Here is an 11197-nt window from a genome sequence, read left to right on the forward strand (position 1 = left end):
GCAACTTCCCAGCAAGACAAAGGAATCGCATTGAGCATCGTTAGCCAGGATTACGAGGAGTACCAGAGCGCCGGACGGATATGGGGCTTGGTACCGCAGGAGCGCATCCGGAAGATCAAGTTCGACCGGCCCTCCCGTGCCATCATCGACCGCTACCTCGCAATTGAGGACCTCACCACCACCGTCTCTGACGTCCTGGACAGCTTGGGTATCATCGGCACCGTGCCCGCGTCTTACCTGAAGCCGCTCTCCACTGGGCACCGCGTCGTAGGCCCGGCCGTGACTATCCGCAACCTCGTGGAGCGCAAAACACCTACGCAGGGGTATGTGGACAAAGACTTTATCCGCATGTCCACCCGCGACATCTATTACCTTGCCGAGCCCGGGGACGTGTTGGTCACCGACACTGGCGGCAACCTAGATGTGTCCAACATGGGCGGCCAGTCGTGCACCGTTGCCCAGACCCGCGGCCTGGCCGGCAGCATTGTTAACGGCGCAGTCCGTGACGCGAACACCATCCGCAAGCTGGATTACCCGGTATGGAGCGCAGGAATTACCCCACTGACCGGCAAGTTCCGCATTGAAGCCATCGAGATGAACGCCCCCGTGCAGGTCTGGAACATTCGCGTGGAACCGGGCGACCTGATTGTCGCCGACGATTCTGGCATCTGCTGCGTCCCCTTCGAACACATCGAGTACGTCATCGACCAGGTCGAAGAAATCACCGCCAACGAAGCCCACATGGCAGAACTCATTGTCAAAGATGTTCCCCTGGACGAACTGCGGCCTCTCTTCCGGAAGCGGTACGACGGATGATCGCCTCGCGCGCACTTGCGGCCATCACACTCGCCGCCGCCGGCCTTCTGGTGACCTCCTGCTCCGTCGGCGCCGGCCCACAAAGCGGGGGAACAGAGGCCGACTACCCCAACGCCTCCATTGAAGCAGTCGTCCCCTATGACGCGGGCGGCGCCACGGATCAGCTGGCCCGGACCGTCATCTCAGGGATGGAACCTGAACTGAACGGACAGTCCGTCGTCGTCCTCAACGAATCCGGCGGAGCCGGGACCAGCGGCATGACATCGGTAGTCAACAGCGAGCCCAACGGTTACAAGCTGGCTTTTATTGCCGGCGGCCCGCTAACCGTTCAACCCCACTACGGCAAGACCTCATACTCCTACGATGACGTCACCCCGATCGCCCGCATCGCCACCTCACCCATTGTTCTTGCCGTCCGGGCCGACGCGCCATGGAACACCATTCAGGAACTCGTCGCCGATCTGAAGAAAAATCCGGGTTCATTCCGGTATGCATCGACGGGTGTGGGCAATCCGGCCAGTATCGCGATGGAGAAATTCGATTCCGCCGCCGGCGTGGATACCAAACAGGTTCCTTTCAAGAGCAGCAGCGAGACCGTAACCGCACTCCTCGGGAAAAACGTAGATGGCGCTGCAGGCTTGCCACAGGGTTTCACCGCCTCGGTGAAGTCCGGTGATCTGAAGATCCTGGCCAACCTCGGCAGCGTCAAGGATCCGAGCTACGAGAAGGTGCCGACCCTGAAGGAAAGCGGAATTGACGCCTCAACAGATCTCACCTCCGGGATCGTCGGCCCCAAAGGACTCAGCAACGAGGTCGTGACCGCCCTCGCAGACGCCGTCCAGGCTTCCCTCAAAGACACCAAAGTCCTTGAGCGGATCTCATCCTCGGGCGCGGTGCCCGACTTTGGGACAGGCGAAGAATACGCTGCCGACATCAAATCAGACTTCGATGAAAACGGTATCGTCTTGAAAGAATTGGGCCTGATCCCATGAGCCAGCAGTCCGAGGACGTACGGTCGAACCTCGGTAGCGGCCAGCCAAGCGTAAAAACACGCATCTACAGTGTGGCGGTCCCTGTCGTCCTCGGACTCTGTGGCGTCGCACTGCTCGTCGGCTCGCTTGCCTTGGGCGTCGGGACTACCAACGAACCTGGTCCGGGGCTTTGGCCGTTTGCCATTGCCTGTACATGGACACTAGCCGCGGCGACCATAGCGTGGGAGAGCTTCAAAGGCACGGCTCTCCCACCGGTCGGCCCTTCGCAGCGGCCCGCGGTGGGCTTCGGCCTGACTCTGGCCTTCATCCTGATCTTTAGCTACATCGGGCTGATTCCGGCGGTGCTTATCGTCACTTCAGCGTGGATGAAGTTGCTCAGCGATATGTCCTGGAAGAGGATCCTCATCGCTTCCTTGACCATCACGGCGCTGCTCTACATTCTCTTTGCAATCATCATCGGCACAGCTTTCCCCGCTTCCGTGCTGCCGATCCCTTAGGAAACGAACTCACATGAATGACTCGATTCTCCTTGGGTTCAGTGTTGCTCTGGATCCGATGAATCTCCTCGCAGTCCTCGCCGGCTGCCTCCTTGGCGTCGTCGTCGGTGTACTGCCCGGCCTTGGCCCGATCACCACAATCTCGATATTGCTTCCCTTCACCTACGCGATGGAGCCCACGACGGCGATCATCCTTCTGGCCGGGATTTACGCGGGTGTAATGTACGGCGGAACAGTCACCTCGGTGCTCCTGAAACTGCCGGGCGAAGCTGCCTCCGTTGTCACCGCAATTGACGGATACGAAATGGCCCGCAAGGGGCGCGCAGGGCCCGCGCTGGGAATCTCCGCAATTGGTTCCTTCATCGGAGCGACCGTTGCTCTGATTGCCCTAACGTTCTTCGCCCCCGCCCTCGCCGAACTTGCAGTGAAGCTTGGTCCACCGGAATACGCCATGCTGGCACTTCTGGGCCTGTTGCTGATCGCATACCTTGGCGCAGGAGCCTTCGCAAAAGCAGTCGTTGCAGCCGCCATAGGCCTCTTCCTCGCCACCGTCGGGCTGGATCCCATCTCAGGCGACGCCCGCTTTGTGGGCGATTCGCTGCAGCTCCTGGACGGGATGGATGTAGTCGCCGTTGTGCTCGGTCTGTTCGGTATCGGCGAAGTCTTGTTCTCACTCAGGGAACGCGACTCAGAAGCTGAGCTCGTCAGCAAGAAGGTCGGCAGAGTCTGGCCCACCAAGAAGGACCTGAGCGATAGCGCCGCACCTATCGCCCGCGGTTCAGTCATCGGAACGCTCGTCGGGCTTGTCCCGGGAGGCGGGGGCCTGCTCTCGTCCCTTTTGAGCTATGGCGCCGAACGCCGATTTGCCAAGAACCCTGAGGAATTCGGCAAGGGAGCCATCCAGGGAGTAGCCGGACCCGAGACAGCCAACAACGCTTCCTCGACGTCCTCCTTTATTCCGCTGCTGAGTTTAGGTATCCCGTTCAACGTCACCATATCGCTGCTCTTCAGCGTGCTGCTCATCAACGGAATCACACCCGGGCCCCGGCTGGTCACCGAGAACCCGGACCTTTTTTGGGGTGTCATCGCCTCTATGTATCTGGGCAACGTTGTTCTCCTGATTCTCAGTCTTCCCTTGGTGGGGCTGCTGATTCAGATTCTGCGTGTCGATATGGCCGTGCTCAGTCCGTTCATTATTGTCTTGAGTCTCGTTGGCGTTTACACGATCGACAACAACACCTGGAATATGTGGGTTGCCCTGTTCTTCGGCGTAGTCGGCTACTTCATGCGCATCTGGGGCTTCCCACCCGGTCCGCTGGTTTTGGCCTTCATTCTTGGCGGGCTTCTGGAGACCTCGCTCCGTCAGTCGCTTCTCCTCGGAGACGAAGGATTCCTAGTCTTCCTCCAACGCCCAGGATCACTCGCGCTGATCGCCGTGTCCGTACTGCTGATAGGCGCCTCGACCTTCTCCGCAGTTCGGAAGCGCAGGGCCCAGACCGGGGCAGCAGAGGAAAGCATCCACGTCGGTTCCTAGACCGGCCGGTCGCTCTCCTGCGCGTCCGCCACGAGTGCCTGGGCGCAAGCACGGGCACTCGTGAGGACGGCCTGGGTTATCTCCGTCTCGTCAGAAGCCGGCCGAAGCAGCTGAAGCGGTATTCGCAGTTCCTCGTTGACTGGCCGGAAGACAATGTCGCTCCGGTCCCGGTCAACAAACAAGAGCGGCTGAACGGCCACCCCAACGCCAGCCCCCACCAAAGCAAGCTGGGCATGCATATTGTCAGCCTCAGTAATGGTGGAGGGCGAACAAGCACGCCGCGTATACAAACTGATCAGCTCATCGTAGAACTCAGGATTGCGGTCCCGGGGAGCCATAACAAAGTCCATACCATTCAGCTGCTCCAAATCGACCCTCGACTGGCCTGCAAGCGGGTGGTCCGACGGAAGCACAGCGAAAAGTGGCTCATGCATCAAAATTTCGCTCACAAACCCTGGAAGGGACTCCGCGGTCCGCACAATGGCTATATCAATTCTTGACTCCCGCAATGCGCGCAGCTGCTGGTGCGAGGGCATTGGATACAGACTGATTCGCAAGTCCGGGTATTGCGTATGCACATCGTGAAGCACGCTCGGCACCATCCGACGCAACGCCGGATTTACGGCACCCAATCGCAGTTGCCGGCGGCGCCCGGCGGCAACATGCCTGACATCACGGGTCAGAGCGTCAGCGTCCCGAAGAAGCAGCCTTGCGCCCTGTGCCAGCGTTTGCCCGGCCTCCGTCAAGCGGCTTTTACGGGTCGTACGTTCGATCAAAGAAGAACCCACAAAACGTTCAAGCCGCTGAATTGTTTGAGTCAACGTGGGCTGTGAAATGTGAAGCCGCGCAGCAGCGTGCCTGAAGTTCAGTTCGTCCGCAAGAACTACAAACTGTTCGAGATCGCGAAGGACCAGCATCTGACTCCATAAAAAGTAGGTAACTCCGGAACGCCCGTACACACGCAAAACCGGCGCCCAATAGCCTTGGCGTCCAGGACTACTCCGCTGTTGAAGTCCTATGAGCGCATCCAATCTTCCCACGCCAGAGTTCCCAGGAAAGGAGCTCATACCCATCCCGTTCTGACTGTGACGGCTTACAACCGGTCTCCATTGTCGCCCCCAAATGAAGGAACTACATTGTCCAATCTCTTGCACCGCCACAAGAAAATCGTCCGTCTCGGAAGGAATCAGATTCCCAGCCCGAGCCCGTCTACTCAGTCCCAGCAGCAAGGCCGAGTACGGCATTTGGAACCTATACCCGACTGGGCCAAGCTCTCCCGCCACGACGAGATCACTCTCCACCGCGACGGCAAAGAAGTCGCATCAGGATACGTCGACATGCTGGCCCTAGATGGCAGCGTCCTATGGCTGATCCAAAACGACGGCAAAGGACGGGCAATGTTCCACCAGAAGGATGGACTTTTCGCCGTTCGCGAAGGAAAAACGCTAAAGCTTGGAGTACCTAAATTTCACAGGGCCTGACACGGGCTTTCGGGCCGCGAGTAAAAACGCGCCTCGACAAGCGCCCGGACCGCTGCCAAAGGTCAACCCGGTAACGCTTTAGCTGGACCCCTGCCCAAGATCAGCAGCTGAAGTCGCACTGGGCCTAAGAGAGGGATTGTAGGAGGATTCGTAGTGACCCACCGAGACCAGAAGAGAGATCACCCACCAGCGTTGCCCAGACACGCCCAGCTGGAACCGGTGCTGAATTGGACAAAGCTCGCCCAGCAGGACGAACTCGAACTGGTGCGGCGCAACGGGAAAACGCTGACCTCCGGGCATGTCGATATGCTCGCCTCGGACGGCAGCGTCTTCTGGCTCAATCAGGACAACGGAAAGGGACGGGCCATGTTTATGGCCGACGACGACGTTATTGTCTTCCGGCGCATCTGCACCGGCCCAATCCAAGAGCGCTCCCCGACCGTTGAGGGCCGATAATAAATATTCCGTCAACCTGCCTCGGCAGGGCGCACCCGTGCGTGCTGATGACGCGGCCGGAACTGGTGGCGACTCTGATCCGTCCATGGCTGGGGTCAATTCGGGTTATCCACGGCTGGAAATTGGGAGCCGTTGGGGGAGCTCCCTGGCAGCGGTAGCGGTGGATAACCTTTGAGAATTGTCCCCGGCTGTGGGCGGCGGCAACATACTTGTCAGGTGGGGGTGTACTACAGGCGTACGCGCTTTTGGACGTGGAGTTTGTCGGCGTGGAGGAACAGTCTGCGGGTGTCTGCGCCGTTCGGGGTGAACCAGAAGACGCTGCCGTCCAGGGCGACCATGTCGACGATTCCTGACGCCACGAGTTTCCCGTTCTTGTAGACATTTAATTGGTCGCCACGTTGTAGTCGTGTCCAGTGGGGGACCGGTTCTGTTTGGCGGGCTGGCATGGCCATCCTTTATTGTGCTGACCGGACGGAGCAGCGGACTGATACTCACGTCGTGTTGGGAGCTTTCGGGGAACAAACGAGAAGGCGGGCTGAGAGTTCAACCCGCCTTCTCTTGGCGGTGGGTTAGATCACGACGAACAGGAGCCAGGCCAGCAGGGGTGCTGCGACGATCATGGACATGCCCCAGATCATCATGCCGCGGAAGGTTTTTTCGCGTTTTTCTTCTTCGGTGTTGGCTACAACGAGCGCCCCGCCCGTGGAGAAGGGGCTGGAGTCTACGGCCGATGCGGCGATGCAGAGCGCGATCACGAAGCCCAGGACGCCGATGGAGCCGGTGGTGAGCAGGGGTGCTGCCAGTGGGACGAGTACGACGAACATGGCGTTGGTGGAGGCGAAGGCTGATACCACACCGGCAACAACCAGCATCATCAGTGCTGCCAGCAGGGGTGTGCCGATGCCGGCGACGGAGTTGGCGAGTTCTTGGATGACGCCGGCGGTTTCGAGCATGCTGATATAGGTGACGATGCCGCCGATGAGGAGGATCACGTTCCAGCCGATGTGTCCGAGGGCTTCCTTGGAGTGCTGCGGGTAGAGGGCCGACAGTGTCACGGCGGCGGCGAGGGCGAGGAATCCGACGTCGAGCTTGAAGCCCAGGGCCCCGACGAGAATGCTGGCCATTAGCACTACGGTGACGATTTTCTGGCCGGTCCAGGTTGCTGTCTTTGTGATGGTTCCGGTGCCGCCGCCGAGGTATGAGGTGGTGGAGTCCGCGGTTTCTTCTTCGCGTCCGCGGCGCATCAGTTCGGGTCCGCCCAACAGGATGAACGCCACTGCGTTGATGACAACGTTTGCGATGAAGGTCCAGAGAAAGAGCTGGCCGGCGTCCACCGAGACGCCGACTTTGTCCAGGACGCCGTCGACGATGTTGTAGTACACGGCGATGGGGGAGAACCCGCCAGCATTGGTGCCGTTGATGATGCACAGGCCCACAAGGAGCGGGTTGATCCTGTAGCGCTGGGCGAAAGCCAGCCCGACGGGGATGAGGATCGCGTTCGTCGCTGCCGAGAGCGCCCCCGAGCCGGTGATGATGGCGGCAAGGATGAAGAAGACCCAGGGGACCAGGGCAACCCGACCCCGAACTGCTCCCACGGCGCCTCCGACAATCTGGTCAATAGTGCCGTTGGCCCTGGCCATGCCGAAGAGGTAGGTCACGCCTAAGAGTGTGATCAGGAGGCTGCCCGGGAAGCCGGAGGCGATCCCGGATGCTGTCTGACCGAAGTACAGGACGCCCAGCAGGAAGGCGACAACCAGGGCGACGGCGCCCATGTTGATACTGCGCCACATTGAGAGGCCGAAGATAAGGACAAGGCCGGAAACGGCCACGAGTTCTTGCATGGCTTAGTTGATCTCCACTTGGTATCGGAATGATGATGCCAGCCCGTAGGACTCGCGGTACTCGGCGACGTCGCCGGTGTGGGTGCGTGCGATGCGGTTGATTTTGACGAGGGGATCCCCGGCTGCGCAGTCCAGGAGTGCGGCCTGAGGTTCGGTGGCCTGGGTGACCGAGAGTTCCTCGGTTGCTGAGCCGATAACGAGGCCAATCCGGTTTTCGTATTCCGGATACAGCAGGCTCCCGAGTTCAGCGGGGTCGATGTCGGCGATCGGCTGAAACTTCGGCAGCGGTAGCCAGATGTCTTCGACGAGGAAGGGTGTATCTTGCCACAGACGCAGCCGGTGCAGGTGCAGTACCGGAGACTGTTCCTCTAGATTTAGGGCCGCGGCCACCTCGGCCGGGGAGTCCTGCGTGTTTCGTTCCAGGATGCGGCTGCCGGGTGTCTGGCCCGTTCCTCCGTGCATCCGGAAGAAGCGGAACAGAGAGTTCTGGAAGGTAGCCCGACGGACATACGTGCCGCGTCCCTGATGGCGCTCCAGGAGTCCCTCAGCGGCGAGCTCCGCAAGGACGCGCCGCAACGTACCCACCGAAATGCCGTACTCCTCAGACAGAGCAGATTCGGCCGGCAGTGGTGTGCTGCTGCCCCACTCGTTCGCCCGGATACGCCGGATCATGTCGTCTTTGACCCGGGCGTGCAGAGGCAGACGCTGATCGGTGTGTGCCAGTGCTGGGGAGGCAGAAGCTTGTGTCATGCCTCACAGCCTAGAGCAGATTCCTTTATAGGTCTAGTCCTATAAAGGTTTAGCAGATTGCGCTACAGTGATTCCATGTTCCGAGCCTCTGCACCACTGGTCGACACCCATGCGCACATCTTCTACCGGGGACTTACACCTACCGCCAACGCAAGGTACGTCCCGCACTACGATGCGACACTGGACCAGTACTTGAGCGTCCTGACTGCCCATGGTGTGGCACGGGGGGTCCTCGTGCAGCCAAGTTTCCTGGGTTCGGACAACAGTTACCTTCTGACTGCGTTGGCGGCGGAGCCAGACAGGCTCCGGGGCGTGGTCGTGGTTGACGACGCAACCCTGCAATGCGAACTTTCAGAGGAAAGGGTGCGCGCTCTGGACGCGGCGGGCGTGCGGGGCGTCCGCTTGAACCTCGTGGGCCAGCCTGTTCCTGACCTCTTTTCCGCCTCTTGGATGGTTGCGGGAGAGGTGATGGCGGACAGCAGGTGGCACTTGGAAATTCAGGCATCGGGGCAACAATGGCTCGAGCTTGCTCCCGCCCTCTCGGCGTGGCCCACAAAACTGGTCATCGATCACCTCGGCCTGCCCAAACGAGAACACCCCGGGGCGATCGAAGCGGTATTAAACCTGGCCGGGCTCGACAAGTGCTGGGTAAAGGTATCCGCTCCTTACCGCTCTTCCTACGACCAGGCGGAGTCGATATTTTCCCTTTTCCTGAAGCGTGGTTCCACTGACAGGCTCCTCTACGGCAGCGACTGGCCATTCACACGTCACGAAGACAACGGCTACCCGGAACTCCTTGCATGGGCCCGGAAACTCGCGGGCGAGGAACTGCTCAACCGCATGATGACCACAAACGCCTACACACTTCTTGAGTGGCCGGCAGAATCCGACAACCTCGTTGCTGAGCCGATACTCCAGCGCCCTAACTAAAAACGCCGAAAACGGTATTCCGTCAACCCGCCTCGGCTGGCATACCCTGCTTGCTGACCACGCAGTCGGAACTCGTGGTGACCCTGATCCGTCCACGGCCGGGGCCAATTCAGGTTATCCACGGATGCAAAATTGGAAGCCGTTGGGGTAGCTCTCTGGCAGCAATAGCGGTGGATAACCTATGAAAATTGTCCCCGGCTGTGGGCGGACGGACCTGATTTCCCGTTCAAAACGTAGATCAATTCCCTTTGCTCGGAGGACCGAGCAAAGGGACCGTGTGTCAGCTTTGGCTGTGCTCTTCAATGACGAGACGGCCTCGGAGCTACACCATCCGGACGCCATGGGGTGGGAGCCGCTGGTCGTCGAAGCTTGAGTGCGCAGATCTAGTTTCCCCTCGACACGATCGCTGTCAGTTCCAGGTACGGCGGATGTACGTTCCTGGTTGTTGTTCTATGACGCGCCGGCTGTGGGCTCCGTCCTGCATCAACCACAGTAGAGATCCGTCGGCCATGACAGCTTCGACGCGCCCGCGGTCGGTCATGCTGCCGTGAGTGTGGACTTCGACGTCCTGGCCGGTCAGCACAGTTCAGTCGTCAACAGGCTGCCACGGTGCGAAAGAGTGGATGTTTGTTTAGTCTTGATTCGGCGTCGTGCTTGTTTGCATGTCGTCCTCGAGCTTCATGCAGCAGGACGCTGAGCAACTTTGTGACGGGGAGCATAACGTTCGCGAATGATGTTTGTCTTTTGAGCGTCTACCCGAACAGGACGGCGGCTTCGTCGTAGCGCTGCTGCGGGACGGTCTTGAGCTGGCCCAGAGCTTCATGGAAGTTGACGTGTTTAATTTCCGTTCCTTTGAGGGCCACCATGGTGCCCCACTTGCTTTGCATGATCGAGTCGATGGCGGCCATGCCGAGCCGGGTGGCCAGGACCCGGTCGAAGGCGGACGGAACGCCGCCGCGCTGGATGTGGCCGAGGATAGTGGCGCGGGTTTCGATGCCGGTGCGGGCTTCCAGTTCCGGGACGAGCTGGTCGGCGATCCCGCCCAGGCGGGGACGGCCGAAGGTGTCCAGGCCGCGCTCGGAATAGGCCCCGTCCATATGTTCGGGAATGAAGCCTTCTGCGACGACCACCAGGGGTGCGCGGCCACGGTGGTGGGCTTCCTTTACCCACTGGGTAATCTGGTCGATGCTGACTTCTTGTTCGGGGATGAGGATGGCGTGGGCGCCAGCCGCCATGCCGGCGTGCAGCGCGATCCAGCCCACGTGGCGGCCCATCACTTCGGCGATCATGCACCGGTGGTGGGATTCGCCGGTGGTCCGCAGCCGGTCGATGGCTTCGGTGGCGATCTGCACGGCGGTGTCGAAGCCGAAGGTGTAGTCGGTGGCGTCGAGGTCGTTGTCCACGGTCTTGGGTACGCCCACGATTTTCAGTCCGGCGTCGGTGAGGCGTTTGGCGGCGGCCAGTGTTCCCTCACCGCCGATGGCGATGATCGCGTCGATGCCGAGGCGGTCCATGTGGGCCTTGATGACATCCGGGCCGCCGCCGTTGTCGAACGGGTTGGTGCGTGAGGTGCCCAGGATGGTGCCGCCCTGTTTGGCTATGCCGCGGACGATGGTGCGGGGAAGGTCGATGATGTCGCCCTCCACCACGCCGCGCCAGCCGTCGCGGAATCCGACGAATTCGTGGCCGTGGATGGTGATGCCCTTGAGCACGGCGCCGCGGATGACCGCGTTCAGTCCGGGGCAGTCGCCACCGCTGGTGAGGATTCCAATTTTCATGCGTGATTCCTAGGTTCAGTTGCCATGTTGGAAAGGGGCCATCAGAAAAGCCCAAGACAGGCATAAGGCTGATTTCGCCCTATCGCCTTCGTGTACTACCAGGTTGTTCGTTCGTAGCTCAT

12 protein-coding genes are annotated in these 11197 nt (G+C 60.3%); 7 read left to right on the plus strand and 5 right to left on the minus strand.

All coding sequences use genetic code 11. From position 1 onward, the window contains the following. Positions 1–30 precede the first annotated feature (30 nt). From ASF98_RS19525 to ASF98_RS19540, 4 genes are read left to right on the plus strand one after another with little or no spacing between them, the layout of a single operon-like run. Positions 31–816 (plus strand): RraA family protein, encoded by a 786-nt coding sequence (locus ASF98_RS19525; protein ID WP_200939411.1) that lies wholly within the window; start codon positions 31–33, stop codon positions 814–816. After that, positions 813–1808: a Bug family tripartite tricarboxylate transporter substrate binding protein gene (locus ASF98_RS19530; protein ID WP_055805521.1), complete on the plus strand. Its 996-nt coding sequence runs from the start codon at positions 813–815 to the stop codon at positions 1806–1808. The genes ASF98_RS19525 and ASF98_RS19530 overlap by 4 nt, the downstream gene beginning before the upstream one ends. After that, complete coding sequence (locus ASF98_RS19535; RefSeq protein ID WP_055805524.1) at positions 1805–2305, plus strand: tripartite tricarboxylate transporter TctB family protein; 501 nt, start codon at positions 1805–1807, stop codon at positions 2303–2305. Before ASF98_RS19530 ends, ASF98_RS19535 begins: the two co-directional genes overlap by 4 nt. A 13-nt stretch (positions 2306–2318) precedes the next feature. Then, positions 2319–3839, plus strand: coding sequence for a tripartite tricarboxylate transporter permease (locus tag ASF98_RS19540; protein ID WP_055805527.1), 1521 nt, complete (start codon positions 2319–2321; stop codon positions 3837–3839). Here ASF98_RS19540 and ASF98_RS19545 read toward each other — a convergent pair. Beyond that, positions 3836–4756 carry a LysR substrate-binding domain-containing protein gene (locus tag ASF98_RS19545; RefSeq protein ID WP_055805528.1) on the minus strand — a complete coding sequence of 307 codons (921 nt, stop codon included), beginning with the start codon at positions 4754–4756 and terminating at the stop codon, positions 3836–3838. The two genes, ASF98_RS19540 and ASF98_RS19545, sit on opposite strands and share 4 nt — an antisense overlap. 219 nt (positions 4757–4975) lie before the next feature. Between ASF98_RS19545 and ASF98_RS19550 the strand changes: the two genes are divergently transcribed. Further along, positions 4976–5320 carry a hypothetical protein gene (locus tag ASF98_RS19550; RefSeq protein WP_055805531.1) on the plus strand — a complete coding sequence of 115 codons (345 nt, stop codon included), beginning with the start codon at positions 4976–4978 and terminating at the stop codon, positions 5318–5320. A gap of 153 nt (positions 5321–5473) precedes the next feature. Next, positions 5474–5776, plus strand: a complete 303-nt coding sequence (locus tag ASF98_RS19555) for a hypothetical protein (protein WP_156372481.1) — start codon at positions 5474–5476, stop codon at positions 5774–5776. Between the two features lie 227 nt (positions 5777–6003). Here the strand turns inward: ASF98_RS19555 and ASF98_RS24465 are convergent, their stop codons facing one another. The 3 genes from ASF98_RS24465 to ASF98_RS19565 all read right to left on the minus strand — a co-directional run bounded on the left by ASF98_RS24465 (position 6004) and on the right by ASF98_RS19565 (position 8367). Next, complete coding sequence (locus ASF98_RS24465) at positions 6004–6222, minus strand: hypothetical protein (protein WP_162242344.1); 219 nt, start codon at positions 6220–6222, stop codon at positions 6004–6006. Between the two features lie 123 nt (positions 6223–6345). Continuing rightward, positions 6346–7617, minus strand: coding sequence for an SLC13 family permease (locus tag ASF98_RS19560; protein WP_055805538.1), 1272 nt, complete (start codon positions 7615–7617; stop codon positions 6346–6348). Positions 7618–7620: 3 nt separating this feature from the next. Beyond that, positions 7621–8367 carry a GntR family transcriptional regulator gene (locus ASF98_RS19565; protein WP_055805543.1) on the minus strand — a complete coding sequence of 249 codons (747 nt, stop codon included), beginning with the start codon at positions 8365–8367 and terminating at the stop codon, positions 7621–7623. Between the two features lie 75 nt (positions 8368–8442). On the opposite strand from ASF98_RS19565, the gene ASF98_RS19570 reads away from it, so the two are divergent. Then, entirely contained in the window at positions 8443–9297 is an 855-nt protein-coding gene (locus tag ASF98_RS19570; protein WP_055805546.1) for an amidohydrolase family protein, read from the plus strand. Between the two features lie 752 nt (positions 9298–10049). Here the strand turns inward: ASF98_RS19570 and ASF98_RS19575 are convergent. Further along, positions 10050–11075, minus strand: coding sequence for an ATP-dependent 6-phosphofructokinase (locus ASF98_RS19575; RefSeq protein ID WP_055805548.1), 1026 nt, complete (start codon positions 11073–11075; stop codon positions 10050–10052). Positions 11076–11197 lie beyond the last annotated feature (122 nt).

This window comes from Arthrobacter sp. Leaf337, from assembly GCF_001423745.1.
In the GTDB taxonomy this organism is placed as follows: domain Bacteria; phylum Actinomycetota; class Actinomycetes; order Actinomycetales; family Micrococcaceae; genus Arthrobacter.

Bases quoted from the DNA above. Each gene is read 5' to 3' on its own strand.
- ASF98_RS19575 (WP_055805548.1), bottom strand. From the start codon at position 11,075: ATGAAAATTGGAATCCTCACCAGCGGTGGCGACTGCCCCGGACTGAAC.
- ASF98_RS19560 (WP_055805538.1), bottom strand. From the start codon at position 7,617: ATGCAAGAACTCGTGGCCGTTTCCGGCCTTGTCCTTATCTTCGGCCTC.
- ASF98_RS19535 (WP_055805524.1), top strand. From the start codon at position 1,805: ATGAGCCAGCAGTCCGAGGACGTACGGTCGAACCTCGGTAGCGGCCAG.
- ASF98_RS19530 (WP_055805521.1), top strand. From the start codon at position 813: ATGATCGCCTCGCGCGCACTTGCGGCCATCACACTCGCCGCCGCCGGC.
- ASF98_RS19545 (WP_055805528.1), bottom strand. From the start codon at position 4,756: ATGCTGGTCCTTCGCGATCTCGAACAGTTTGTAGTTCTTGCGGACGAA.
- ASF98_RS24465 (WP_162242344.1), bottom strand. From the start codon at position 6,222: ATGCCAGCCCGCCAAACAGAACCGGTCCCCCACTGGACACGACTACAA.
- ASF98_RS19565 (WP_055805543.1), bottom strand. From the start codon at position 8,367: ATGACACAAGCTTCTGCCTCCCCAGCACTGGCACACACCGATCAGCGT.
- ASF98_RS19540 (WP_055805527.1), top strand. From the start codon at position 2,319: ATGAATGACTCGATTCTCCTTGGGTTCAGTGTTGCTCTGGATCCGATG.
- ASF98_RS19570 (WP_055805546.1), top strand. From the start codon at position 8,443: ATGTTCCGAGCCTCTGCACCACTGGTCGACACCCATGCGCACATCTTC.